We start from the raw sequence: 25,914 nt of genomic DNA, 5'->3' as shown, positions 1-25,914 counted from the left end.
CCAGCATCGCGTCCGCCAACATCCGCTTCAGCTTCGCGTTCTCGTCCTCCAGCGCCTTCAGCCGCCTGGCCTCCGACACGTCCATGCCGCCGAACCTGGCCTTCCACTTGTAGAAGGTCGCCGAGCTGACGCCGTGCCGCCGGCAGACCTCCGACGTCGCTACACCGGCCTCCTGCTCCCGCAGGATCCCAATGATCTGCTCTTCCGTGAACCTTGACCGCTTCATTCTGTCCGTCCTTTCAAGGGGCGGACTCTAGCTATTCCTGGAGGAGTTTCAGGGGGTCACGTCACTGCCGGCGGGGGTGCAGGTGTTCGCCTGGATCGCCACCGTGGCGGCGGGGAAGATGCGGTTCACCACCCCCGGCCTGTTCGTGCTGGGGGCACTGATCATCTTCACCATGGGTGGGCTGACCGGGGTGATGGTGGCCATGGTCCCGTTCGACTGGCAGGCCCACGACAGCTACTTCATCGTCGCCCACCTGCACTATGTCCTGATCGGCGGCATGGTCTTCCCGCTGTTCGCGGCCATCTACTACTGGCTGCCGATGAGCTCGAGCCGGCCGCTGAGCGAACGGCTGGGCAAGTGGGTCTTCTGGCTGATGTTCAGCGGCATGCACCTGACCTTCCTGCCCATGCACCTGACCGGGCTGATGGGCATGCCGCGGCGGGTCTACACCTACCTGCCGGACCGGGGATGGGAGATCCCCAACATGATCTCGACGGTCGGCGCCTTCCTGTTCGGGGCGGCGGTGCTGCTGTGGATCGTCGACATGGTCCGCAACTTCCGTCCGTTCGGAAAGGACGCCGGCAACGTCTACGGCGGGCCTGGACTGGAATGGCTGCCGACCGGCCTCTACTCGGTGCGCTCGATCCCGGTGGTGAAGAGCCTCTACCCACTGTGGGACCAGAAGAACCTCGCCCGCGACGTGGAGGCCGGTCGCTACTTCCTGCCCAACACGGCGACAGGCGAACGCGAGACCATCGTCACCTCGACGCTGAACGCCGAGCCGCAGTACCTGCAGCGCATGCCGGCGCCGTCCGGCTGGCACGTCTGGGGGGCGGTGTTCACGGCCGCCTTCTTCCTGCTGCTGACGGTGCAGGCCTACCTGCCGTCGGTGGTCTGCGGGGTGCTGGCGGTCTACTGCCTGATGCACTGGTGCTGGTTGCTCGACCGGCCGCGCATCCAGCCGACGGTCGATGTGGGCGCGGGGATCGAGCTGCCGACCTACGTCAGCGGCCCGTCCAGCCACGGCTGGTGGGCCATGCTCATCACCCTGATCGTGGCCGGCATGGTGGGGGCGCTGCTGGGCTTCAGCTACGTCTTCCTGTGGAGCCGGCAGCCGGAGAGCTGGGCGCCGCCGCCCGACCTGCCGCTGCTCCTTCCGGTGGTCGCGGCCTATGCGGGCGCGGGGCTGCTGGCATGGGCGAGCTGCTGGACGCTGCGGCTGGACCGGCCGCGCACCCCCGCCGTCGCGACCCTGTTGATGCTGGCGGCCGTGGGGCTGGTCGGAGCGGGGCTGGCGATGGACCTTGACCACTGGCTGGCGACCGGGTTGCGGCCCGAGGTCAACGCCCAGGGCGCGACCGTCTACGCCCTGATCGGCTGGCAGGGCTTCTTCGTCGCCGTTTCGGGGCTGATGGGCCTCTACGCCCTGCTGCGCTGGCTGGCCGGGCACGTCGAGGCGGCGCGGCCGTCGACCTTCGACCTGATCGGCCTGTTCCTTGGCTTCACGGCGGCGCAGGGCGCGGCTTCGGTGCTGCTGACGCGGCTGTTCCCGGGAGCGGGGATGTGAAGGCCTGGGCGTGGATGCTCGGCGGCCTGACGCTGTGGGGCTTCCACTTCCTCGGCGTCTATCTGATCGCCAGCGTCGCCGATGTGGCGGCCGAGGCCGACGATCCCGCCTGGCGGATGGCCGGCCTCGGCTTCAGCGCGGCGTGCGTGCTGGCCGGGGTCGCCCTGGGCCTCCTCGCCCTGCGCCGCCTGCGGGGCGCGGAGGGAGAAGTCTCCCGCTTCCGCCGGGAGATCGCCGTGCTGGGCTTCGGCGTCGCCGTGGTCGCGATGATCTGGCAGGCCCTGCCCACCCTCACCGGCCACTGACGACGCCGAGCCGCCTCAGTGCTCCCCGTGGCCGTGGGTGTCGGCCGCGGCGGCTCCCGGCGCCATGGCCTCGCCGTCGGCGCCGGCGAACCAGAACGGCGCCCGCGGCCGCTGCCGCGGGGCGATCTCGTTCATGCCGGAGTCGTACACGCGGCCGTTAGCGACGGTGTAGGCGATCGAGGTGGTGTTGCGGATGTTCTCCAGCGGGTTGGCGTCCAGCACCACCATGTCGGCCAGCTTGCCCGGCTCCAGCGAGCCGAGGTCGCGGTCCATGCCCAGGGCGCGCGCGCCGCTGAGCGTGCCGGCGCGGATGACCTCGAGCGGCTCCATGCCGCCCTGGGCGAGGCTCCACAGCTCCCAGTGCGCGCCGAGGCCCTCGCGCTGGCCGTGGGCGCCGATCAGGACGTCGACGCCTTGCTGGTTCAGCCGGTTCGCCTCGCGGGCCACGGAGATGTGGTTCCACTCGTTGTCGGGCAGGGTCTCGGGACGGCGGGCGCGGGCGTCGAGCGTGCGGCGCGGCACGTACTGCGTCAGGATGGGGTGATCCCAGACGTCGCTCTCCTGGTACCAGTAGTTCTCGCCGTAGCTGCCGCCGTAGGCCACGACCAGGGTCGGGTTGTAGGCGGTTTCCGTCTGGCGCCAGAGCTGGTGGACGTCGTCGTAGAGCCGGGCCAGCGGGATCGAGTGCTCGATCGTGGTGTGGCCGTCGACGATCATCGACATGTTGTGCTGGTACAGCGAGCCGCCCTCGGGGACGACCATCATGTTCAGCTGGCGGGCGGCCTCGATGATCTGCTGGCGCTGCTCGCGGCGGGGCTGGTTGTAGCTCTTCACGCTCCACGCCCCGGCCGCCCGCATGCGGCGCAGGGTGGACAGGGCGTCGTCGAGGTCGTCGACCTGGGCGGTGAAGGCGGTGGTGGCGCCGTACAGGATGGTGCCGGTCGAGAAGATCCGCGGGCCGACCACGCGGCCGGCGCGGGCCAGCTCGCTGTGGGCGAAGATCTCGCTGGTGTCGTTCGACGGGTCGTGGATCGTCGTCACCCCGAAGGCGAGGGCGGCGTAGTTGATTCGGCTCTGCTCGGGGATGATCTCGTTGTCGCCCATCGAGCCGTGCCAGTGGGCGTCGATCAGGCCCGGCATGATGGTCTTGCCGGTCATGTCGAGGGTCGGAATCCCGGCCGGGATGGTGGTGCTGGCCATCGGGCCGATGGTCTCGATCCGGTTGCCGTCGATGACGACGACGCCGTTCTCGATGACCTCGCCGCCGTTCATGGTGATGAGCCGGGCGCCGGTCAGGGCGATGCGGCCCTCCGGCTTGTCGGCGGGCACGCTGAAGCCGAGGTTGATTCCCCGCTCGTCAGGCTTCGGCAGCTCCTCGGGCGCGCCCTCGACGAAGGCGAAGGACTGGTTGAGGTCGCGGGTGAACAGCTCAGGGCCGAGCGACCACTGCAGCCGGCGCGAGTCGCCCGACCAGCTGAGCCACTCGCCGGCGTCGCGGGTGACCCGGGCCTGGGGCAGGGACTTGCCTTCGGCGCTGATCGTCACCGGCCGTCCGGCGGCGACGAAGGGCGCGACATAGGCGTTGAACCGCTCGGTCCAGCCGACCCAGTTCCCGTCCGGGGACAGGGCGAACTCGGCGGCCCACTCGGAGCGCAGGTGGGTGCGGGCGTCGTCGCCGTCGAGGTCGACCGAGAACAGGGTGCGATGGTCGCCGTCGCGGCCGGTCAGGAACAGGCGATCGCCGTCGGCGCCGAACTGCGGGGTCACCCCGTCGTCGGTGACGAACACCGGCTCGCCGCCGCTGGCGGGGATGCGATAGACGCCGGTGTCGCGGCTCCACAGGGGGCTGGTCAGGTCGCCGCCCGCGACGGTGCGGTAGACCACCGTGCGGCCGTCCGGCGAGAAGGTCGGCTCGACGTAGTGGCCCGGACGCGAGCTGATCACCCGGCCGGTCCCGCCCGAGGCGGGGACCACGCGGACCGTGCCCAGCGCCTCGTCGTCCCAGGTGGTGTAGACGATCGAGCGGCCGTCGCGGGACCAGTTCGGATAGAGCTCGAAGTGGTCGTTCTGGCGGGTCAGGCGGCGCGCCTCGCCGGTCGGCAGGTCGCGGATCCACAGGTGGCCGAGCGCCTCGAAGACCACGCGCGAGCCGTCCGGGGAGGGGCGGGCCCAGCGGATCATCTTCACGTCGAACGTGTCGGGCGCGACCTCGACCGGGAAGCGCACGGCCTCCTGCACGCGGCGGGTGTCGGCGACATGGAAGGGGATGTCGGAGACCGCGCCCGAGGCGACGTCGACGCGCTGGATGCGGCCGTCGGCCCAGAACACGATCGAACGGTTGTCCGGCGTCCAGCTGATGGCCGGATAGACGCCGTGGATGGCCCAGGTCTCCTGCAGGTCGCGATCGAGGCCGCTGAACACCGGGGTCTCGCGGCCGGACTCGATGTCCATCACGTAGAGCACCGACTGGTAGCGGACGCGCCGGATGAAGGCGATCGACTTGCCGTCGGGCGAGGGCGTCGGGCGGATCGAGCCGCCGGGACCGGTGATGTAGGGCTCGATCTCGCCGGTCTCGCGGTCGAGGCGGCGGATGACGTAGATCTGCTCGTTGACGTCCTTCGAGTATTCGAAGACGCCGCCCGGCGTGGCGTCGTCGGAGAAGTAGAGGTAGCGGCCGTCAGGCGAGACGGCGGGCTCGCCAGTGTCCTTCTGCTGGGTGCGGCGCTCGGTCATCTGCACGCCGCCGCCGCCGGAGCGGTGATACATCCAGATCTCGCCGGCCCCGAGCGAGCGCGCCGAGGTGAAGTGCTTGCGGGCGACGATGAACTGGCCGTCGGGCGTCCACTCCGGCTGGTTCAGCAGGCGGAAGGACTCCTTCGACACCTGCACCGGGTTGGAGCCGTCGGCGTCCATGACCCAGATGTTGTCGCCGCCGCCGCGGTCGGACGTGAAGGCGATGTGGCGGCCGTCGGGCGACCACTTCGGCTGCATCTCCCAGGCCACGCCCGAGGCGATGGCGCGGGCCTCGCCGCCCTCGATCGGCATGACGTAGATGTCGCCCAGCAGGTCGAAGGCGATCATGCGGCCGTCAGGGCTGACGTCGACCGACATCCAGGTGCCGCGGGTGACGTCGATGGGGATGTCGCGCGACGGACCGGGCGGGTTCTGCACGTCCCACTTCGCCTCTTCCTCGTCCGCCGCCTGGGCCGCCTCCGTCGGCGGCATGGTCGGGGGCGCCGACTGCGGATCGGGCTCCTGGGCGAAGGCCGGCGCGGCGAGCGCCATGGCGGCGACGGTGGTCAGGAAAACGCGCTTCATACGGAAAGCCCCCGAGGCTCTGGAAAAGATCGGCCCGCCGTCACGCTCGGCGGGCCGGCAGGGTCAAAGGCGGCCGCGGCCGGCCGCCGGATACGTCACTCGGCCTCGCGGACCTCGACCGGCAGGCCGAGGGCGTCGAGCTGGGGCCGCACCACATCGGCGTCGCCGACGACCACCCAGACGATGCCGCCCGGGTTGATCGCCGCCCGGGCCGCCGCGTCGAGGTCGGCGGCGGTCAGGGCGCGCGTGCGGCTGGCGACGGTCTCGTAATAGTTGTCGGGCCGCTGGTAGAGGGCGTTGCCGCGAAGGGCGCCCAGCAGCTGGGCCGAGGTTTCGAATCCGCCGGCCAGCGAGCGGGTGTTGCCGTTGACGGTCCGCTCCAGTTCCTCGGGCGTCACGCCGCGGTCGGCCAGGAAGGCGTTGTACTGCTCCAGCAGGGCGGCGATCGATTCGCCGGTGCGGTTGGCCTGCACCGGGGCGGAGATGAAGTAGGGCGCCTGGTGCTCCAGCTGGTTCACCGTGCCGCGCACCCCGTAGGACCAGCCCTTGGTTTCGCGCAGGTCGGCGTTGATCCGCGAGAGGAAGTCGGTGCCGAGGATGGTGTTGGCTGTGTTCAGGGTCAGCAGGTCGTCGGTGCCCGAAAGCGGCAGCAGCACGCCGCCGTAGATCAGCGACTGCGGCGACTGCGGCCGGTCGATGAGCACGATGCGGCTCTGGCCGGCCGGGACGGCGGGGCCGAATGTCTTCGCACCGCGCGGGGCGGCCGGAGCGGTCCAGTCTCCGAAGGCGCGGTTCAGCTCGGCCGTCACTTCCGACAGCGGCAGGTCGGAGACGACGAAGACCGTGGCGTTGTCGGGGCGGATCCAGGTCTGGTGTTCGGACAGGATGTCGTCGCGGGTCAGGGCGGCGATGCTGGCCTCGTCGCCGTTGCCCGACAGCGGCCGGCCGTAGGGGCTTTCCGGGCCATAGAGCAGCGGCGGCAGGGCGCGCGCGGCGATGGCGTTCGGCGAGGTGCGCTCGTTGGCGATCGTCGCCAGCCGCTGGGCCCGGAGGCGCTCGACCTCGCCGGGGGCGAAGGCCGGATTGCGGACCACATCGGCCAGCAGGGCGAGCGACGGCCGCAGGTTGGTGGTCACGGCGGTGAGGCTGGCGCTGGACCGGTCCATGGAGGCGCCGACGTTGATCGAGGCGCCGAGGGCCTCCTCCTCCTCGGCCAGCTGCGTGGCGTCGCGGGAGGTGGTTCCCTCCTCCATGAGGTTCAGCATCAGGCTGTGGGCGCCCAGCCGGGCGGCGCGATCGGCGGCGTAGCCGGCGTCGAACTCCACGGCCACGCGGGTCACGGGAACGGTGTCGCTGTGGGCGTAGATCACCTCGACGCCGTTCGACAGGCGGGCGCGCTCGACCGCGGGGAAGTCGAGGTCCGACACGTCGCCGATGGCGGGCATCGGGTCGCGGGCGACGCGCTGGATCGGCGCAGCCTCGACCGCCGCGGCGCCGGCGGGCGCGGCGGCGGCCTCCTCATAGGCCTCGCGCTCGCCGGGTTCGACGATGAGGGTGTAGGCGGGGCGGGTCAGCCACTTCTGCAGCGCGGCCTGGACCTGGGCCGGGGTCACGGAGGCGTAGGCCTCGAGCTCGCGCTTGTAGTGGTCCGGATCGCCCGCATAGAGCTGGCCCTCGGCCAGCACCGAGGCCTTGCCGTTGACCTGTTCGAGGCTCTGGATGGTGCGGGAGGCGTAGCTGGTGGCGACGCGCGACACCTCTTCGGCCGTCGGTCCGTTGGCTATGAGATGGGCGAGGATCTGATCCATCCGCGCCTCGACCGCGGCCGGATCCTGGCCCGGCTTCACGTTGACGGTGATCTCGAACATGCCCAGCCGGTGGAAGGGCATCATCGAGGTGCTGACGGAGACGGCGCTCTGGTCGCCACGCACCAGCTCGTTGTCCAGCCGCGAGCTGGCCAGCCCGCCGAGAACCGAGGCGCCCACCGAGAGCGGCACCGCCTCGGGATCGAGCAGGCCGGGCACCGCCCAGCTGCGCATCAGGCGGACGTTGGCCACGCGGTCGTGCATCGTCTCGCGCAGGGGTTCGGCCAGGGTCGGGACGTCAGCCTCGGCCGGCGTGTTGACGGGTCCGCGCGGAATGCGGCCGAAGTAGCGCTCGGTCAGGGTGCGGGCCGTGGCCTCGTCGATGTCGCCCGACAGGACCAGCACGGCGTTGTTGGGGCCGTAGTTGTCGCGGAACCAGTTGCGCACCGTCTCGAGGCTGGCGGCGTCGAGGTCGGCCATCGAGCCGATGGTCGAGTGGCGATACGGATGGCCCTCGGGGAAGAGCGCCTCGAGCTGGGCGTACTCGACCAGACCGTAGGGCTGGTTGTCGCCCTGGCGCTTCTCGTTCTGGACGACGCCGCGCTGCAGATCGAGCACCTCCTGGCCGACCTGGCCGAGCAGGTAGCCCATGCGATCGCTCTCCAGATACAGCGTCTGTTCGAGCGCCGGGGTCGGCACGGTCTGGAAGTAGTTGGTGCGGTCGAACCAGGTGGTGCCGTTCAGGCTGGTCGCGCCGGCGGCGCGCATGGCCTGGATGTGGCTGGTCGGCGAATTCTCCGAGCCGCCGAACATCAGGTGCTCGAACAGGTGGGCGAAGCCGGTGGAGCCGGCCGGCTCGTCCTTGGAGCCGACGTTGTACCAGATCGACACCGCCACGACGGGGGCCTTGCGGTCCTCGTGCACGATGACGGTCAGGCCGTTGTCGAGGGTGAAGCGCGACCAGGGGATGTCGACCCGCTCAACCAGTTCCGCGACCGAAGCCGGCTGCAGGTCCTGGGCGGGCGCCGCGGAGGCCACGGCGGCGGGGCGTTCGCCGGCTGACAGATCGAGGGCCCAGGCGGTCGAGGCGGGGGCGATCGCGGCCAGCAGGGCGGCGGCGGAGACGAGACGAAGGCGCATGGACGGTCCGGAAAGCTGGCCGCGGCGGGCGGCGAAGGCGCCATAGGACACGGCGACGCCGGACCCGTCAAACCCCTCGTTCCCGGCGCCCGAACGTCCGGACGCCGGCCTCAGGTCCGGCCCATGGATCCGGTCAAGGGCGCGGGCGACGGCGACGCGTCACGCCGCGTGTCCGCCGTCGTCTGCGCGGGCCGGGCCGCTTCCGGCCAGGGCGTCGCGCCCGCTACGAGCCGCGGAAGGCGCGTAGGTGTACCCCCCGCCGCGGACCGTCCGGATCGGCTGGCCGTCGTGGAGTGAATCCAGCTTCTGGCGCAGCCGGCATACCGTCGTGCGAAAGGCCGGCGCGCCCTCGACTCCCGCGCCCAGCGCTCGCGCTCCGGCCTCGGACGTGAACACCACGCCCGGGTTGGCCAGGAACAGATGGAAGGCGGAGGCATGGGCCGGCGAAAGGGAGACGCGTCCGCCGCCGGGACCGGTGGCCGCCCGGGTGATCGGATCCAGCCGCCAGCCGCCGGCATCATGCGGCGACTCCCGCCGCGCAGGCTCTGCCGGCCGGGTGCGGCGGAGCAGCGCACGCGCCCGGGCGAGGATGAGCCGATCGGCCGCGTCCCCGATCAGGAGGTCGTCGGCGCCGAGCTCAAGGGCGACGATCTCGTCCACGACATCGGCTGCAGCGACGAGCACCAGCAGTGGAACGCCCGGGCCGGCGGCGACCGCCTGGCAGAAGGCCAGTTCGTCGCCGACCAAGGACGGGCATTCCAGCACGACGAGATCCGGCCGCGCCGTCTTCATCATCTCCCGGGCCGCAGGAATGCCGGCGGCCTCGAAGACCGCCAGCCCGGCATCCTCGAAAAGGCCGGTCAGCCGATCCCGCGCCGGTCCGGGCCGACTGACCAGAAGGACGCCGGCGACGTCGTTCAGCGCGCCGGGTCCGGCGGCCCGCGCGACCTCGGGCGGTTCCATCCTCACCAGCATGGGGGGTATCCGGCCGTGGGCCGGGAAGGAGCGCGCGCAACGCGGCTCAACCCGTCCAGGTTAGCAGAATGTGATCCGTCCCTGCCGCCGAAAAGACAAATTGTGCCGTAACTGCCACCGGCTCTGTCACGTTTCTCGCTCGGGAGCGGGGAGTTGGGGGTATGAGCTTGATTTCCGGAACCGCCGACGCACTGCTCGAGCAGACACTCCTCACAGTGGAGTCGCTCAACTCGGCCGGCTCCCAGCGTTGCGTCATCACCCGGGTGACCGGCTTTCTCGAGCAGTTCGGGTTTTCCGCCTTCGGCCTGACGCGGCTGCAGCGGCTTCCCGGAGCGGAGCCGGACGTCCTGCTCGACGCCTGGCCGGAGGGCTGGGCGGAGCACTATCGGGAGGCGGGCCTGTTCCGGCACGACCCCGTCGTCCAGCATTCGCTGAGCGTTCGCGACGTGTTCGCCTGGGACGAGGTTCCTCGCGACTACCTGAATGATCCCAAGGCCGCGACCATTCCCCTCGAAGCCGCCGAGTTCGATATGCGCGAGGGGCTGTGCGTGCCGCTTCCTTCCGCCCTGGGCGTTGGCAGCCTCTGGCTCGGAAGCGCCCGTTTCGAGCGCGTTCCGGGTCTGAAGCGGGCGGTGCGCCTGTTGGCGCATCACGTCTTCCAGGCGGTCGAGGCCCTGCCGCCGACTCCGGCCGGCGTGCGCGCGCTGAGCGTCCGCGAGGGCGACGTGCTCGCCTGGATCGCAGGCGGCAAGACGACGCGGGACGTCGCGACGATCCTGAACATTTCCGAGCATACGGTGGGGGAGCACCTGAAGAACATCCGCAGGAAGCTGGGAACGAGCAACAACACCCACTCGACAGTCCGCGCCCTGCAGCTAGGTCTGCTCCGTCTCTGAAGCCATACCGGGAAACCGGTATGGCGAGGGGTGGGCGGTCTGGAGCAAACGTCGCCGGTCATACCGGCGGCGAGACTGGAAGGCCCTGCGGAAGATGCGCCTGAAGGCGACGTTCACCATCGAGCTCGAGGCCAGCGACTTCGTGGAGGCCGCTTCCCACCAGCGTGCGCTGGAGCAGGGGCTTCTCTCCCTGAGAGAAGCCTTCCCGCATGCGAAGTTGCAGATCGTGACCGGCCGCGAGCGCCGGCCCGGCCGGACGACGTCCCGCCCGATCAACCCGAACATCACCGGCCGCCTTCACGCCTATACGGAATAGGACGCCCGCTTGGCCTATGACGCGACGACGGGCGCGGCGCCCCGACGGAGCCGCCGGCGCAACGCCCTGCTGGAGGCGCTGGAGCTCTTCCGCGCCGCCGATCCGAATGTCCGCCTGTCGACGGTGCTGGCGTTCCTCTACCTCTGCGAAAACGAGGGCTTCTGCATCAGCGAACTCGCCGCGGCCTCCGGCATGACGCTGGCCACGGCGTCCCGGGCGAGCCGCTCGTTGATCGCTCCCGGCGCTCCCGGAGCCCTGGCGCCGGCCCTTGGTCTCGCCGAGCTTCGGCCCCTGGGCAAGGTTCGGGCGCTTCATCTTTCCCCGGCGGGTCGGGACCTGCGAGACAGGCTGGACGCAACCATCGTTCAGGCGACGACGATCATCTAACCTTACTATATGAAGTAGAAATCTCGCTTGCAGTTTTGCAAGCAAATAGAATGTGGCGATTGGAACACGGTCGGACTTTTGTGCGGCAGTTTTGTGCCAACAACACTACTAATCCCTGATCGACGGGTTCTATGGTCCGCCCCGCATGAACATCCCTCCATGTGGAGGCGCGGCCTCGCACGACAGCCAAGGTTCGTCGAGCGGCGTCGGATGTGTGTTTGGAGATTACTGATGACCAGAAGAAGTATCCGCGCGGGCCTGCTCGCGACCAGCGTGCTCGCCGGCGTGGCGTCGCTGACGTCCCCGGCGCTGGCGCAGGACGCGCCTGCGCCCGTCGTCCAGGACGACGCCGCTGAACTCGGCGAAATCGTCGTCACCGGTTCGCGTATTCGCCGCGACCCGACCAACTCGCCGACGCCGCTGATCCAGGTCGATCGCGAGGACCTGCTGGCCACCGGCCAGACCACGGTCATCGACTACCTGGCGACCATTCCGGCCCTGTCGAACTCGGTCGTCCCGTCCGACACCACCGGCTCGGGCCTGGGCGACGGCGGCCTGTCGCTGCCGAACCTGCGCTCGCTCGGCTCCAACCGCACCCTGACCCTCGTCGACGGCCGTCGTCACGTCGGTTCGAACGGCGGCTCGCTGGCGGTCGACGTCGACACCATCCCGCGCCTGCTGATCGAGAACATCGAGATCGTCACCGGCGGCGCCTCGTCGGTCTACGGCGCCGACGCCGTCTCGGGCGTGCTGAACTTCGTGCTGCGCCGCAACTTCGAAGGCCTCGAGATCGACGCCAACTACGGCATGATCAACCAGGACGGCGAAGCCAACCGGCGCATCTCGGCCCTCGCCGGGGCCAACCTGCTGGACGACCGTCTGAACGTCTACATCCACGGCGAGTACGAGGAAGTCGACGAAGTCACCTCGATGGACATCGACTGGCTGCGCAATGCGCCGGTCCGCATCGCCACCGACAACGACCCGACCACGGCCCGTAACGACGGGGTGCTCGACGCCCAGACCTTCACCGGGGTGAACCGGATCGACCGTCCGCGCTGGGGCCAGACGACTCTCGCCAACGTCTCGCGTCCGAGCCCACTGAACGATCCGGACGTGCCGTACGCCAACTGCTTCGGCAGCTCGGGCACGGCCGCCGGCTTCACCTACAGCGCCAACTGCTTCGGCGTTCAGCCGGGTCGGACCTTCTGGTACGACGGGCCGACCGCGCGCCTGGCCAACTTCGGCGAGCGCGTCGGCGGCGCCGGCATCAGCCAGCCGTACAACTACGGCGGCGACGGCGTGAACCCGGCCGACTTCAGCACCGGCTCGCGCGTCCCGCGCTCCGAGTCGGCCCGCTTCCAGACCGGCCTGCGCTTCGACGTGACCGACCGCGTCGAGTTCTACGCCGAGGCCAAGTACGTCACCGAAGACACCTTCGACCTGTCGCAGCCGACCTTCTACGACATCGACCTGGTCGACTCGTACGCCGGCACCGTCAACCCGATCTATGCGGTGAACAACTTCGACCTGCGCTGGAGCGACAACGCCTTCCTGCCGCAGAACGTCAAGGACGCCATCGCCACCAACCTGGTGACGCCGTACTCGCAGCCGACGGCCAACGCGCCGGGCGCCGCCCTGGCCCCGATCCTGCTCCAGAACGCGCGCCACAGCATGTTCGGACCGGACCGGACCCAGGACAACACCCGCGAGCTGATGCGTTTCGTGGGCGGCTTCCGCGGCTCGCTGGACAGCGTCGCCTTCGTCCGCAACGTGGATTGGGACATCGGCTACACCTACGGTGAGGTCGAGGTCGAGAACCGCGAACGCGGCACCGACAGCCTGCGCTTCGCCCTGGCCGCCGACGCCGTCGTGGACGCCGCCGGCGTCGTCAACGGCACGCCGGGCCAGATCGTCTGCCGCGCGCAACTGCTCCAGGCGCAGGGTGCGGCTGCGGGCGCCTTCGACACCGGCGCTGGCGGCAACCTGCTCGACACGGCCTATGGCCGTCAGTCGATCACGGACTGCACCCCGCTGAACGTGTTCGGCATGGGCAACCAGAGCGCTGAAGCTCTCGCCTACGTCGACGCCGTGATTTCGGTGCGCGAGCGTAACGAGCAGGAACAGGCGATCGCCTCGGTCGCGGGTGAACTCTGGGACTTCTGGGGCGCCGGCTCGATCGGCGTCGCCCTGGGCGCCGAGTACCGTCGTGAAGGCACCGAAGGCATCGGCCGCGACCGCGACACCGCCGGCCGTCCGCTGCTGTTCCTGAACGGCGGCGCGGACTTCGACTACGTCGAGTACACCAGCGAGGAGATCTTCGGCGAGCTGTCGGTTCCGCTGTTCCGCGACACCTGGCTGGGCGAATACGCTGAGCTGAGCGGCTCCTACCGCTACGCCGACTACTCCACGGTCGGCGAGGTGGACGTCTACGGCGTCAACCTGATGTACCGTCCGATCCAGGACATCGCCTTCAAGACCAGCTTCAACAGCTCGGTCCGGGTGCCTGACCTGGCGGAGAACTTCTCGCCGTTCGCCCAGACGTTCCTGAACAACATCGTCGATCCCTGCGCCACGCTGGTGATCGTCGCCCAGGACGCCGAGACCCGCGAGAACCGCATCGCCAACTGTACGGCGCTGGCCCAGGCCCAGGGCCTGAACTTCGACTTCGCGGGCGCCACGGCGACCAACGCGGACGACTACAACCCGAACTACGGTTCGGGCGTTGCGGGCGTCAGCGGCGGCAACCCGTTCCTGGAGCCGGAGGAGTCGGACAGCTTCACCTTCTCGACGGTGATCGAACCGCGGTTCTTCCCGAACTTCTCGCTGGTCCTCGACTACTACGAGATCCAGATCGACAACGTCATCGCGGCGGTGTCGGCCCAGACGGCGGCGAACAACTGCGTCAGCGGCGCCACCCTGAACGCGGCGGCCTGCGCCACCATCTTCCGCAACAACCCGAACATCCCGTTCGGCATCGGCGGTCCGGTGAACGATCCGATCGGCGGCTTCATCGAAGGCTCGGTCAACTACGCCAAGCTGGAGACCCGCGGTCTGGACTTCACGGCCCGCTACCGCATGGACCTCGAGGAAGTCACTGGCCGCAACTGGGGTCAGATCGACTACTCGCTGGGCGGTCTGTGGCTGATCGAGCAGAAGGAGTTCCTGAACGCCGACGATCCGTCGGACTTCGACGAACTGTCGAGCAACCTGTACTACCCGCGCGTTCGCATGACCTCGTCGCTGACCTGGACGCCGAACGAGATCTGGAGCGTCAACTGGACGGCCGACTGGCAGACCGCCCAGGACAGCCTGCGGATCCGCGACGCGGTGGCGAACGCCGACCAGCGGCCGTTCGACGAGTACGACACCGGGAACTTCACGCGTCACGACTTCACCGTGCGCTGGAACGTTAGGGACGACCTGTCCGTCCGCGCCGGTGTGGTGAACGCCTTCGATGCGGAGCAGCCCGAGTATCTCGGGACGACGCTCTACTCGAACTTCGACCCCTACGGCCGTCGCTTCTTCGTCGGCCTGAACTTCCGCCCCTTCTAAGGACGGATATCGGTGAACGAGAGGGGCGGCCCGGTCCGGGCCGCCCCTTTTCGTTTGTCCGGAGAAGACCTGCGCGTGCGCCGCCGGCGGGTTCCAGACCCGCACCGGCCCGGCGCCCGGCTCCACGAAGGCGCCTCTGACGCCCGTCGACTGCAGGATGCGTCCGGGGATCGCGGCGACAGGCGCACGCGAGATGGGGCCGCTGGCGGCGCCGGTCCAGACGACGCCGCAGGGCCGGAAGATGGCGCATCAAAGACCGCCGACACCCCTGTCAGGTCCGGCCGCCGGACGCTGCCGCGACGGGCGGCTCAGGCCGCGGTGGGGCCCAGCCACTCCAGCCAGTCGCCGTAGGGATGGCAGTGGGCCAGCGCGACGCTGGACCCGGTCGGCCAGCACGTCAGGCGCAACTCCACCGCGCGGCGGTCCGAGGTCCATTCGAACCCGATCCAGAGAAGCGGCCGATCCGCCGAGGCCCGCTCTCCGGCGCGCGCCATCATCGCAGCGACCTGCTGACGCTCGGCGGCGCCGAGATACTGCATCACCATGGTGTGCACGACCGCGCGACAGCGGCCGGCCGGCTGGGGTTCCGCCAGGCGATCGGCAAGCCAGGTCACCGCCTGGCCCCGGTCCACGCGGGGCGGATGCTCCACCGCGATCTGCAGCGCATCCTCCAGGCGTCTCAACCTCGCCGGCTGGTCCGTCCAGACGAAGGACAGAAGGCGCTCGCGATCCCGGGGGTCGGAGGCGTTCAGCGGCTGAAGATCGACGCCCCGGGCCGCGGCGACCGAAAGCGGGCGGAAGGGCGGGGGTGGACCGCGCCACTCCGGCGCGATCCTCACCGTCGAGAGCGGACCGCCGACGCTGACCGTCCCGAGCTGGTAGGCGTAACGGGCGAGATTGAGATTGAGGCCGCAACTCGATCCGAGTTCCAGCAACTCGAAAGGCATCGACCGGGAGAGGGGCGCCGCTATCAGCGCCGATGCGATCGCAGCGGCTCGTGCGACCTCATTGGTCTGGGTGGGGTGGCGGATCCAGTCGGCGATGAACCCGTCCGCCCGCGCGAAGGCGGCCGCGACGGCGCCGTCGAAATCATCGTGCTCACGACGGTAGAGTTCGGCGAGATATGGCGGCGAGCCGCGTCGAGCGAGGGCATGAAGCGCGCCGTTGACCCGCAGCGCGACGGCGGCGGCGGCCGGGTCCTCCGGCCAGTTCCACACCTTGGCGGCCGTCAGCGGCGCCCGGTGGAGTTGCCGGTCTGCGGCCTCGAGGACGGAGGCGATGAAAGGCGAGCCCATGTCGCGGCAGCGCTGGGCCTGACGCACGAGTTCGTTGGCGCAGGGCGCTGTTGCGAGACCATTCATCAAATCACGATCGGCACAGCGGGCGCCCCGGAACACATACTCGACTTCGGAAGCAGGGCCTCCGCTAAACCCGCAGGCTTCACGGCCTCAGGACGTAGGACGGCGCGCTTAACGTCGGGTGAACGCCGCCCGTGTAGAAGGCCTGGTCGATGCATGGTGGTCGGCGCGTAATGTCGCAGGCGGACCTTAAGGTTCTCTTCAGCGCCAACGCCTAAAACCGCGACAAGGGGCGTGGCTTGATGCTGCTCGTCAGTAAAAAATGAATCCAGTCGCCTGACTGGTCCATTCTTGTCTGTTGATGCGATTGCGTACGCTTCTTCGGTTTGAATACAGATTCGTCGAAGCGTGATCTCATGATTTCTGCCCTGAGAATTCCCCGAAAGCTGAGCCTTTCGTTCGTTCTGGTCTGCGTTTCGGCGGCCATCATGATGGCGGTGGTGTTCGTCACAATCGTGATGATCCACACCTCGACCAGGAGCAACAATCTCAGCCGCTCGATCGAGGCGCAGGCGATGGCGCTGGAGACAGCCATCCTGCGCCAGAACAGCCAGTTTCGCGGGTTCCTCGTGACGGGCGATGAGAGCTATCTGAAGTCCTACTACGAAGGGCGGGACGAGTTTGACCGCGTTGTCGTCGAGCTTCAGGCGCAGCTTACGGACCCCGAGAAGCAGCGCCTTCTCGAGCAGTCGCGCGTCGCGACCCTGGCCTGGCGCGCGGATTGGGGCGACCGTCTGATCGAAACCGTCCGCGCAGGCGGCCGGGAAGAAGCGGCGCAAGCCGTACGGGACGCCGGCTCGAGGGTGCTGGTCAGCGAGGCCGTCCTGCCGTTGCGGGAGCTGCGTGACGGCGAGGCGACGCTGACGGTCACGAATCTTGCCCGCCAGGAGGCCGCCATCCTTACCGCGGTCATCGCCCTGGTCGTCGGCGGCATCGCGATGATCGCGGTCGCCGTCGCCCTGTCGATGATGCTCAGCCGAACGATCGCCCGACCGATCACGACGCTGACGGCCGCCATGCGTCAACTTGCCCAGGGCGACAACGATATCGTCGTGGACGCCGACCGCGCCGACGAGCTGGGGGACATGGCTCGCGCCGTTCTGGTCTTCCGCGACACGGCGCTGGCCAAGCTGGAAGCCGAGGCCGCGAAGGAGCTGGCGGACCGCGCGAAGGCGGAAGCCGATCGTGAGAAGGCGGCTGCCGAAGCGCAACAGCGGCAGGTGGTGGAGGCCCTCGACACGGCCCTGGAGGCCCTGGCGGCAGGAGATCTGACCTATGTGATCGAGACGCCGTTCGCACCGGATTACGAGCGGCTGCGTCAGGCCTTCAACCTGGCTGTCGAGCGTCTCGAAGGCAGCCTCGCCGGCGTGGCCGGGTCGGCGCAGAGCGTAAGGCTGGGCGCAAGCCAGATCTGCTCGGCGTCGGAACATCTGGCGCGCCGTACGGAGCAGCAGGCTTCCAGCCTGCAGGAAACGACCATGGCGACGAACCAGGTCACGGACATGGTGGGCGCGACGGCTCGAAGCGCGGCTGACGCCCGCAACGCAATCACCATGGCCAACAGCGACGCCACGGACGGCGGCGCCATCGTCGAAGAAGCGATCTCCGCGATGGACGCGATCAGGGCCGGCTCGCTGGAGATCGGCGAGATCATCAGCATGATCGACGCCATCGCGCTGCAGACCAATCTCCTGGCGCTCAACGCCGGGGTCGAGGCCGCGCGTGCGGGTGAGACGGGCAGGGGCTTCGCGGTTGTCGCCGGCGAGGTGCGCGAGCTGGCCAAGCGCACGGTCGACGCCGCCAAGGAGATCAAGGACCTGATCACGCGGTCGTCCCAGGAGGTCCAGCTCGGCGTCGATCGCGTCGGCGAGACCAGCAGCATGCTCGGGCGCGTGGTTTCGAAGATCGGCGACGCCAATCGGCTGGTCGCCGACATCGCGCAGGGGGCGCAAACCCAGGCGGAGAACCTGAAGCAGGTCAACGGCACGGTCGCCAGCGTGGATCGTGTAACCCAGCAGAACGCAGCCATGGCCGAGGAGGCGACGGCGGCGGCGCGGATCCTTTCGACCGAGGCCGAAGAACTGGCGACGCTTGTGGCTCGTTTCCGCCTGAAGCCGACCCGTGGATCCGCCGCGCCCCGGGATGCGGCTGGGGCTCCGGAAGGCGTCCCCGCGGCGCCGACCGTCAAGCCGTCGGACAGATCGCCGCCCGCCGCGAGGGTCCTCGCGTTCGGCCGCGCGGCCAACGGCTAGAGCAAAGTAGAGGCGGTTCGCTTTGCGCGTAAGCAAGCGGTTTACCAAGTAATACCCCGGTAAACTGCGTATGCCTCCTTTATAAATCCATTCACTATTGAGTGAAATATCTGTCGCCAACGCGGCGATACGTTTTGTGTCGCGCGCGAAGGCTATGAACTCGGCTGCATCATTGTTGCAGCGTTGACCTGATTGCAGTTGGAGGCTCTTTTGAAATCCGCGTATCTCTCGGCCGCGCTTGCGCCGCTACTTCTCGCGACGGCGGCTTATGCTGGAACCGAGGAGCAGGATCCGCCTCGCCAGACGGCGTGGGAAGCCAGTCGCACGCGCGAGAGCGACGACATGGTCGTGACCGGCGTGGCAAAGGCGCGCGATCGCCTGGACAGCGCGACCTCGACCAGTTCCATCGACGATGTCGAGATCGCCAAGATCGGCGCCTATTCGGTCACCGACCTGTTCCGCACGATCCCGGGTATTCGCGCCGAGGCGTCCCTGGGCGAGGTCAACGGCAACTACACCATTCGCGGCCTTCCGATGGTGGGTAGCGGCGCCAAGTATCTGCAGTTCCAGGAAGACGGTCTGCCGGTCCTGGAGTTCGGCGACATCCTGGCCCTGACGCCCGATTACTTCATGCGCTACGACTTCAACGTCGCGCAGATCGAGTCGATCCGGGGCGGTTCCGCCTCGACCTTCGCTTCAAATGCGCCGGGCGGGGTGATCAACCTCATCTCGCCGACCGGCGAGGTCGAGGGGGGATCCTTCCAGGCCTCGAGCGGCGTCGACTACGACAGCTACCGCGCCGACTTCAACTATGGCGGCCACCTCACCGACACCCTCCGCTTCAACATCGGCGGCTTCTATCGTGAAGGCGAAGGCCCCCGCGACGCCGGCTTCGACGCCAATCGGGGCGGTCAGATCAAGGCCAACATCACCCAGGAGTTCGAAGGCGGCTTCGTTCGCCTCGAAGGCAAGCTGCTGGACGACGCCGTGATTGGCTACGGCCCCGCGCCGCTTCTTGTTTCGGGAACCAACGACGATCCCGACTACACCGACGTGCCGAACTTCTCCATGCTGCGGGACACCCTGACCTCCCGCAACATCACGACCTTCCCGCTGCTCAACGGCGACGGCGAACTGACCGAAGTCAACCTTCAGGACGGCAACCACGCGGTCGTGAGATCGCTCGGGTTCCAGACCCGGTTCAACCTCCGCGGTTGGACGATCACGGATCACATGCGGTATGCGAGCCAGTCGGGGGATCAGTCCCTGAACTACCCGCTGGCGATCGCGCCGGCGGCGCTTGCGCCCCTGGCGTTCGGCGCGCGGCCGGGCAGCCTGTCCTACGCCACCGGACCGCAGGCCGGCCAGCCGATCACCGATCCGTCCGCGCTGAACGGCAACGGCCTGGTGTCCTTCTCGACCCTGGTCCACACCGACATCAGGAGCCTCGACAACTTCACCAACGACCTGCGCGCCAGCCGCGTGTGGGACATCGGCGGCGGCGTGCTGACGACGACGCTGGGTCTCTACAACGCCGAGCAGGATCTCGAGTATGACCGTCAGTACATTCCGTTCTTCCAGGATGTCGTCGGCGGCGGCGAATCGGCGCTGATCGACATCGTCAACACCGACGGGATCCCCCGCACCCAGGACGGCGTCTACAACTTCTTCGGACCGGCCGGCGCCGGCTCGAACTCGCGCGTCGACGTCGGCTACAGCATCGTGGCGCCCTATGGTTCGCTGAACTACCGCCTGGGCAAGGTCGCGCTCGGCGCTTCGGTCCGCTTTGACAGCGGCGAGGTCACCGGCTTCACCGTCGCCAACGGCGCCACCGACGTTCGAACCATCGACGTCGACGGCGACGGCGTGATCACAGCGGCCGAGCGGACCTTCGCGTTCGCCCCCGCCGCCAACAGACAGCCGGTCGACTACGACTACGACTACGTCTCGTATTCCGCCAGCGTCAACTATCGCGTGTCGCAGAACGTCTCGACCTTCGTGCGCTACAGCCAGGGCGGGCGTGCGGCGGCGGAGAAGATCCTGCGTTCGCCCGCGGTCAGCCCGGTCACCGGCGACCTGGTGCAGACGGATGCGGCCTACGATCCGGTGAAGCAGGCCGAAATCGGGCTGAAGTACCGGAGGGACGGGCTGTTCGCCAACGTCACGGGCTTCTGGGCCGAGGTCAACGAGACCAACCAGCAGATCCGGCCGGTCAATGGCGTCACCCAGCTTGTCCTCGTGCAGCGGGGCTACCAGGCCCTTGGCGCCGAGTTCGAGGGCGGGATCCGGCGTGGTCCGTTCAGTCTGACCGCCGGCGCGACCGTCACCAGCGCCGAGATCACGGACGCCGAGGACCCGGCCCTGGTCGGCAATACGCCGCGCCGCCAGGCGGACCTGATCTTCCAGGTGATGCCGCAGTACGAAACCGACCTGTTCACGGTCGGCGCCAGCATTGTGGGCACCACCGAGAGCTACAGCCAGGACGCCAACCAGCTGACGATGCCGGGCTACGCGACCGTGAACGCCTTTGTTGAGGTTCGACCGGTCGACAAGGTCGTGCTTTCGCTGACCGCGAACAACCTGTTCGACGAAATGGCGCTCACCGACGTGGGGTCGGACTCGCTCCCGGCGAGCGGCGTGGTTCTGGCCCAGGCCCTGCCGGGCCGCACCGTCAGGGCAGCCGTCCGCTTCTACTTCTGATCGGCTGATCCCCGGCTCGACCGGAGCGGCCCGGACACCCGGTCCGCTCCGGCAGGGCGCCCCGGGGTCTCCGGACCTGAAGCATCGCCGTCCCGGTTCGCCGGGACGGCGTTCTTGCATCCGCCGACGGCGCGCCTCCCGCGGCACAGGCAAGACTCCGCGACCAGGGACAGGCTGTCCGTCAGGGTTTGGTGAAGCTGCGGGGCTGTCGGGGATGCTTCCCCGGTCGCACGGACCCTGCGGCCATCCAGAACGGCGGTGGCGGACAGAGAGACCGCCTAAGTATTGTCCACGGTCGTCCAAGGCGGTCCAGAAAAACTATTGTTTACAATAGATAAGGTTGCGATCCGTCCAGCAGTGTCCACCGGCGTTCGCCACTAGCCGCGACATCTTTTGGGGCGCGATTTAGGGCGCTATGGCTTGGCAATGCGCCAGATCAACCGCCTCACCACCACCGCCATCCGCGCCATCTCCGAGGACGGCCTCTATCCAGACGGCGGCAACCTGTACCTGCGGGTAGGGAAGGGGAGGCGGTGGGTTTTCATCTTTCAATGGCAGGGCAAGCGTCGGGAGATGGGACTCGGGGCCCTTCAGGATGTGAGTCTCAAAGATGCGCGGACAGCGGCAGAGCAGGCGCGGCTAGCTCTTCGGAACGGCATCGATCCGCTTGCTGCGAGAAAGGCTGAGGAGGGCAGGGGCAAGACCTTCGGCGACGTTGCCGACGCGTTCATTGCGGACAAGAAGGTGGGGTGGCGAAACGCGAAACACCGGCAGCAGTGGACGAACACCCTCGCGACGTACGCGAAGAACCTTCGGCCTATACCTGTCGCAGAAATCAGCACTGCAGATGTGCTGGAGGCTCTGAAGCCGATTTGGACCACCAAGTCTGAGACAGCGAGTCGGGTCAGGGGGCGGATTGAGAACGTTCTCGATGCGGCCAAGGCGCAAGGCCTTCGGACAGGCGAGAACCCTGCTGCTTGGCGCGGGAATCTTGCTCATCTCCTCCCAAAGCGGAGCAAGCTGACGCGGGGCCACCACCGGGCGCTGCCATACGAGAAAGCGCCGGGATTCTGGGCGGCTCTCAACGAGCGGACTGGCGTGGCTGCCAAGGCCCTACAGTTCACGATCTTGACCTGTGCTCGGACGTCCGAGACGCTCGGCGCTCGCTGGGCAGAAATCGACTTCGAGAAGGCGATCTGGATCATCCCTGCGGGCCGGATGAAGATGGCGGAGGTGCATCGCGTGCCGCTGTCTCCCGCGGCGATCCAGTTGCTGCGAGAGGTGGAGCTACTCGAAGGCGAGTACGTCTTCCCCGGCAACGGCAGGGCCACCCTTTCGGCTGCCGCGATGGATGCGCTGCTGAAGCGGATGAAGGTCGACGCGACGGTCCATGGTTTCCGCTCAACCTTCCGGGATTGGGCCGGGGACAGCACGTCCCACCCTCGCGAAGTCGTGGAGGCGGCGCTGGCGCACAAGGTGGGAGACAGCGTCGAGCGGGCTTATCGCCGGGGTGACGCTCTCAGTAAGCGCCGGGGTTTGATGGCCGATTGGGCATCTTTCCTCTGCGGCGGGGTGTCGCAGGCTCAACCGATGGGGTAACGCCAAGTCGCGCGGAGTGGACGACCATAAGCGCCTGTTTCTTCAGGTATTTGTTTTATGGACAGTAGTTATAACGGTTTTACTGGTTCGGTTTAATAGTAATGGCCCGCTGTCCTTTAGTTTTCGGGCGATGGGCCGGTAGACGTGGCGCGAATTTGGAACTATGTGCCGGTCAGCGGAGGCGCTCGCCCCCGTGTGCACCGACAATAGGAGATAATATGACTGCTGTTTATCAGAGCCTGACCACACACGTCGTAGGCGGGGTCTACGTAGATACGACCGAGGACTTCGATACTATTCGAATTGGTCTCCAGACTTACAAGAGCAACAAGGCAAAGCGACCTACCCCGATCGATCGCGCGTATAGCAATCTTGTGCTGATTTCGATCCGGCATGAAGGGCGCATCTGGACTCGGGACGCGCATCTGATCGCCGCAAGGAAAGCACTGTTGGCGCGGTTTCAGGGTGACGAGCGGTTCGAACGAGAGCACCCGGAGCTTGCGGGTGCGCTGAGCAAGCAAGGTCGGGCCGCGAAGACCGCCGAAGAAATGTTGCTCATCAGGATCGCCACCCTGCGGGGTGAGGGCGTTCTGGAGCCTACGGATGCCTGAACAGAAGCTCGCATACAGCATCAGCGAGAGTAGCGCCCTTACCGGCCTCTCCCGCTCCACGCTCTACAATCTCGCACGCGCCGGACGGCTCCCGATCCGCAAGGTCGCCGGGCGTTCTATCGTGCTGCACGATGATCTTATGGCTCTCCTGACCGCGCCATAGGTCAGTAGCGGCTCATTTGCCCGAGAAGGCTCGGGCGCATTCCTCAAAACTGAGATCCTCATGACCGGAGGCACCACTGTGCTTAGGCCGTGGGCGGAGCCTTGCGCTCCGCTCATGGTGCTCTACGCCCGCGTAGGCGAAGCTATCGGCCATCAGCCCAGACGGAAGGCGAAGGATGAGGCCGCTTTCCAGCGCACCCTGCTGTCATTTCTGGCCGCCATTGCAATCATTGCACTGGAACGGTCTGGCGAGCTTCGCCTGCCCTTCAGCAATGCCGCGCTTTCAGCGATGGGCATGAGGCCCCTGAAGGATGTCCGAGATCAGCTTGAGAAGGCGGGATTAATAGAGGTCCGGCTCGGCTTCTACGACATCGATCACCCGGAGCGGTCCAAGCTCACGGCCATCACGCCGACACCCAAGCTCGTGCAGCTAGTGCAGGAGTCTGGCCTGTCCCTTGGTGACGTTGTCAGACCACCGGCTGTCACGACGGTGCTCACAGAGCCTTTCACCTCCGCTGGGGAGATGCCGCCGAAGGTTCGGGAGCAGGACCGGCTGATCAAGCGGTACAACGAGGGGATTGGTGGCTTCACGCTTCACCAGCCGAACGGCTGGACGAGCAGCCGCATCCACCTTGTCAGGCTCTTCAAGCATGACTGGATCACCGGGGGCCGGCTCTATGGCGGGTTCTGGATCGATATGCCTCGGGTGGAGCGGGCAACCCTCCTGATCGACGGAGAGGAGACCTGTGAACTCGACTACAAGAGCCTGCACCCTCACATCCTCTACGCTTGGAGCATACGGAAGCTCGATTTTGATCCTTATGTCATTCCCGGCTTCGAGCATGTGAGCAGGGAGGTCGGGAAAAAGGTCTTCAATCGCCTCATCAACGGCAAGACCACCGCCCTGAAGTTCATCAAGAAGGACTATCAGCCCTACCTCCAGAGCGGGAAGGAACTGGATGCCTTCGTTGCCGCAATGATGGACCGGCTATCCCCCATCACGCATCGCTTCGCATCTCAGGCGTGGGGACAGCTTCAGAAGGAGGATAGTGAGCTAGCTCTGAAGGTCATTGAACGCTGCATGAAAGAGGGAATTCCTGTTTATCCGATTCACGATGGCTTTCGCGTAAGACTGAGGGATAAGGATCAGGTTGAAGGGATTATGAAGGAGGTCTATAAGGCCATTTACGGGACCAATCCCTCTGTCTGTATGAAGTAGCTATTTGCTATTGGAGGGCTCCGCCCTCTCCTCGTACTAGGACACGTAAGTAGCAGATCGACGCTAAGGCCGATTTCTGGCCTATACAGCGGCATCATTGCTTCCTGCTGTTATGTCACTGGAAGTATATACTTGCCGATGTAAGGTGCCTCTGAGCGGATTCTAGGGGTATCCGGCTGTCCGGGAAGGCTAACGGCAGGAAAAATAGCGGCCTACGAGGGAGGCCACTGCTGCGAAGTCGCCTTCGGTACGCTGGAGACGCGGGAAATCGCTCCTGATGACCACCGCCTCGAGCGATTGCCAAGGTTCCTTTCCGACGGGCGAGCGCAGTGTCGCCTTTGGGCCAACGCGCTTATGACGGGACGCGACCCATTGCGGACATCATCCAGCGGTCAGTTCGCCGTCCTAGGCGGCTTGATCGGCAAGAACCGGCGCAGCGGTCGTTCGTTGAGTTGTAATGCGCAACCGCGATCGCGACCGAACCGGCCTCGGCTTCTTGGCCTTGGCGATCCTCTTGTCCGCATGCGGCTCGGAGCCACGCCCTGAAACACCTGACCCGGAGCGTTTTCGACGGGTGGAGGCCGCAGGCCCGTTCTCCGTGGCTATCCCCCGAGAACTATCCCGCCTGCCTGTCATCGGCGTGGATACGGAGGTGGATGAGTTCGGCGGGGAAGGACTGCGGCTCGGTTTCTCCTATGGCATGTATGGATCGGTTCCTCTCTCAGACGGGCTCCTCGACTACTCCACCGGCCAAATGACGGTCGATGGCAGGCGGGGGGAGTGGGCTGCCTTCACACGTCCCGGCGATGTCGGGGACGGCCTTCCACATGGATGGGTCGGTCATGTCGGCACCCCGACACGTTGGGGCGAGCGTCGAGGCGAGCCCGTGGGACTGACGATCTATCTGTCTTGTAGCAGCAGGCAAATCTGCGAACTCGGCCCCGAGGTCGCCGCGACAGTTCGGTTCGAGTGACTGGCATCAGGCACCGGGACTGCTTTCGACCCATAGCGGACCTTTGATGGTGAAGGCGTGGCCTCAGGCCAGCCTGTTCTGAAACAGCCCTTCTGCAGCCATTTTTCCCCGCTTCGTTTCAGTTTCAACGGAGTGGTCTCATGAAGCGTGCCGCGATAGCCTTCCTGCTGCTCGCAGGTTGTTCGGACTCCAATAGCGCTGACGTGACCCCCTGAAACTCCTCCAGGAATAGCTAGAGTCCGCCCCTTGAAAGGACGGACAGAATGAAGCGGTCAAGGTTCACGGAAGAGCAGATCATTGGGATCCTGCGGGAGCAGGAGGCCGGTGTAGCGACGTCGGAGGTCTGCCGGCGGCACGGCGTCAGCTCGGCGACCTTCTACAAGTGGAAGGCCAGGTTCGGCGGCATGGACGTGTCGGAGGCCAGGCGGCTGAAGGCGCTGGAGGACGAGAACGCGAAGCTGAAGCGGATGTTGGCGGACGCGATGCTGGACAACGTCGCGTTGAAGGACCTTCTGGGAAAAAAGTGGTGACGCCCGCTGCGCGTCGTGAG

General features: G+C 67.3%; 18 protein-coding genes and 1 pseudogene. 14 read left to right on the top strand and 5 right to left on the bottom strand.

Annotated elements, in window-relative coordinates; genetic code table 11:
• Nucleotides 1-226, bottom strand: a 226-nt coding sequence (locus BM333_RS15335; RefSeq protein WP_143105858.1) for a transposase, incomplete at its 3' end; no start/stop codon positions are given.
• Between the two features lie 37 nt (nt 227-263).
• On the opposite strand from BM333_RS15335, the gene BM333_RS15330 reads away from it, so the two are divergent.
• Nucleotides 264-1,793: a cbb3-type cytochrome c oxidase subunit I gene (locus tag BM333_RS15330; protein WP_092313768.1), complete on the top strand. Its 1,530-nt coding sequence runs from the start codon at nt 264-266 to the stop codon at nt 1,791-1,793.
• Entirely contained in the window at nt 1,790-2,098 is a 309-nt protein-coding gene (locus tag BM333_RS15325; protein WP_092313765.1) for a hypothetical protein, read from the top strand. The genes BM333_RS15330 and BM333_RS15325 overlap by 4 nt, the downstream gene beginning before the upstream one ends.
• Before the next feature lie 15 nt (nt 2,099-2,113).
• Here BM333_RS15325 and BM333_RS15320 read toward each other — a convergent pair whose 3' ends face one another.
• The 3 genes from BM333_RS15320 to BM333_RS15310 form a co-directional block, all read right to left on the bottom strand.
• Nucleotides 2,114-5,416, bottom strand: a complete 3,303-nt coding sequence (locus tag BM333_RS15320) for an amidohydrolase family protein (RefSeq protein ID WP_092313762.1) — start codon at nt 5,414-5,416, stop codon at nt 2,114-2,116.
• Nucleotides 5,417-5,511: 95 nt separating this feature from the next.
• On the bottom strand, nt 5,512-8,361 hold the full coding sequence (locus BM333_RS15315; RefSeq protein ID WP_092313771.1) for a M16 family metallopeptidase: 2,850 nt from the start codon (nt 8,359-8,361) through the stop codon (nt 5,512-5,514).
• Between the two features lie 159 nt (nt 8,362-8,520).
• A complete protein-coding gene (locus tag BM333_RS15310; protein WP_092313759.1) occupies nt 8,521-9,336 on the bottom strand; it encodes a response regulator transcription factor in 816 nt (271 codons plus the stop codon).
• Between the two features lie 161 nt (nt 9,337-9,497).
• On the opposite strand from BM333_RS15310, the gene BM333_RS15305 reads away from it, so the two are divergent.
• The 4 genes from BM333_RS15305 (at nt 9,498) to BM333_RS15290 (ending at nt 14,490) form a co-directional block, all read left to right on the top strand.
• Nucleotides 9,498-10,232: a helix-turn-helix transcriptional regulator gene (locus tag BM333_RS15305; RefSeq protein WP_092313756.1), complete on the top strand. Its 735-nt coding sequence runs from the start codon at nt 9,498-9,500 to the stop codon at nt 10,230-10,232.
• Between the two features lie 94 nt (nt 10,233-10,326).
• On the top strand, nt 10,327-10,548 hold the full coding sequence (locus BM333_RS15300; RefSeq protein WP_092313754.1) for a hypothetical protein: 222 nt from the start codon (nt 10,327-10,329) through the stop codon (nt 10,546-10,548).
• A gap of 9 nt (nt 10,549-10,557) precedes the next feature.
• Nucleotides 10,558-10,935 (top strand): hypothetical protein, encoded by a 378-nt coding sequence (locus BM333_RS15295; RefSeq protein ID WP_092313751.1) that lies wholly within the window; start codon nt 10,558-10,560, stop codon nt 10,933-10,935.
• A 231-nt stretch (nt 10,936-11,166) separates the two neighbouring features.
• Entirely contained in the window at nt 11,167-14,490 is a 3,324-nt protein-coding gene (locus tag BM333_RS15290; RefSeq protein WP_177221926.1) for a TonB-dependent receptor domain-containing protein, read from the top strand.
• Between the two features lie 308 nt (nt 14,491-14,798).
• On the opposite strand, the gene BM333_RS15285 is transcribed toward BM333_RS15290, so the two are convergent.
• Entirely contained in the window at nt 14,799-15,851 is a 1,053-nt protein-coding gene (locus BM333_RS15285; protein WP_092313745.1) for a DUF2332 domain-containing protein, read from the bottom strand.
• 425 nt (nt 15,852-16,276) lie between these two features.
• Between BM333_RS15285 and BM333_RS15280 the strand changes: the two genes are divergently transcribed.
• From BM333_RS15280 to BM333_RS15250, 8 genes and pseudogenes are all read left to right on the top strand, one after another.
• Nucleotides 16,277-18,100: a methyl-accepting chemotaxis protein gene (locus BM333_RS15280; protein ID WP_245777315.1), complete on the top strand. Its 1,824-nt coding sequence runs from the start codon at nt 16,277-16,279 to the stop codon at nt 18,098-18,100.
• A gap of 210 nt (nt 18,101-18,310) precedes the next feature.
• Complete coding sequence (locus BM333_RS15275; protein ID WP_092313739.1) at nt 18,311-20,800, top strand: TonB-dependent receptor domain-containing protein; 2,490 nt, start codon at nt 18,311-18,313, stop codon at nt 20,798-20,800.
• Between the two features lie 426 nt (nt 20,801-21,226).
• The gene (locus tag BM333_RS15270) at nt 21,227-22,399 is read left to right on the top strand and encodes a tyrosine-type recombinase/integrase (RefSeq protein WP_177221924.1); all 1,173 of its coding nucleotides are present in this window, start codon (nt 21,227-21,229) and stop codon (nt 22,397-22,399) included.
• A gap of 218 nt (nt 22,400-22,617) precedes the next feature.
• Nucleotides 22,618-23,010 carry a hypothetical protein gene (locus tag BM333_RS15265; protein ID WP_092313733.1) on the top strand — a complete coding sequence of 131 codons (393 nt, stop codon included), beginning with the start codon at nt 22,618-22,620 and terminating at the stop codon, nt 23,008-23,010.
• Nucleotides 23,003-23,173 (top strand): helix-turn-helix domain-containing protein, encoded by a 171-nt coding sequence (locus tag BM333_RS16365; protein WP_092313730.1) that lies wholly within the window; start codon nt 23,003-23,005, stop codon nt 23,171-23,173. The genes BM333_RS15265 and BM333_RS16365 overlap by 8 nt, the downstream gene beginning before the upstream one ends.
• A 114-nt stretch (nt 23,174-23,287) precedes the next feature.
• Nucleotides 23,288-24,391, top strand: a complete 1,104-nt coding sequence (locus BM333_RS15255; RefSeq protein ID WP_143105857.1) for a hypothetical protein — start codon at nt 23,288-23,290, stop codon at nt 24,389-24,391.
• A gap of 457 nt (nt 24,392-24,848) precedes the next feature.
• Nucleotides 24,849-25,364 (top strand): hypothetical protein, encoded by a 516-nt coding sequence (locus BM333_RS15780; RefSeq protein WP_143105856.1) that lies wholly within the window; start codon nt 24,849-24,851, stop codon nt 25,362-25,364.
• Between the two features lie 263 nt (nt 25,365-25,627).
• Nucleotides 25,628-25,914: pseudogene (locus BM333_RS15250) on the top strand (transposase); the annotation flags it as partial.

The sequence above is a fragment of the Brevundimonas viscosa genome, assembly GCF_900116065.1.
GTDB classification, from domain to species: Bacteria; Pseudomonadota; Alphaproteobacteria; order Caulobacterales; family Caulobacteraceae; genus Brevundimonas; species Brevundimonas viscosa.
Note: the sequence above shows the minus strand (reverse complement) of the source record. Positions and strands in the feature narration are given on the sequence as shown.

Excerpts from the sequence above, each read along its gene's own strand:
- BM333_RS15320 (WP_092313762.1), bottom strand. The coding sequence starts at position 5,416 with ATGAAGCGCGTTTTCCTGACCACCGTCGCCGCCATGGCGCTCGCCGCG.
- BM333_RS15315 (WP_092313771.1), bottom strand. The coding sequence starts at position 8,361 with ATGCGCCTTCGTCTCGTCTCCGCCGCCGCCCTGCTGGCCGCGATCGCC.
- BM333_RS15310 (WP_092313759.1), bottom strand. The coding sequence starts at position 9,336 with ATGCTGGTGAGGATGGAACCGCCCGAGGTCGCGCGGGCCGCCGGACCC.
- BM333_RS15305 (WP_092313756.1), top strand. The coding sequence starts at position 9,498 with ATGAGCTTGATTTCCGGAACCGCCGACGCACTGCTCGAGCAGACACTC.
- BM333_RS15300 (WP_092313754.1), top strand. The coding sequence starts at position 10,327 with ATGCGCCTGAAGGCGACGTTCACCATCGAGCTCGAGGCCAGCGACTTC.
- BM333_RS15290 (WP_177221926.1), top strand. The coding sequence starts at position 11,167 with ATGACCAGAAGAAGTATCCGCGCGGGCCTGCTCGCGACCAGCGTGCTC.
- BM333_RS15285 (WP_092313745.1), bottom strand. The coding sequence starts at position 15,851 with ATGAATGGTCTCGCAACAGCGCCCTGCGCCAACGAACTCGTGCGTCAG.
- BM333_RS15280 (WP_245777315.1), top strand. The coding sequence starts at position 16,277 with ATGATGGCGGTGGTGTTCGTCACAATCGTGATGATCCACACCTCGACC.
- BM333_RS15270 (WP_177221924.1), top strand. The coding sequence starts at position 21,227 with ATGCGCCAGATCAACCGCCTCACCACCACCGCCATCCGCGCCATCTCC.
- BM333_RS15265 (WP_092313733.1), top strand. The coding sequence starts at position 22,618 with ATGACTGCTGTTTATCAGAGCCTGACCACACACGTCGTAGGCGGGGTC.
- BM333_RS16365 (WP_092313730.1), top strand. The coding sequence starts at position 23,003 with ATGCCTGAACAGAAGCTCGCATACAGCATCAGCGAGAGTAGCGCCCTT.
- BM333_RS15255 (WP_143105857.1), top strand. The coding sequence starts at position 23,288 with ATGGTGCTCTACGCCCGCGTAGGCGAAGCTATCGGCCATCAGCCCAGA.
- BM333_RS15780 (WP_143105856.1), top strand. The coding sequence starts at position 24,849 with ATGCGCAACCGCGATCGCGACCGAACCGGCCTCGGCTTCTTGGCCTTG.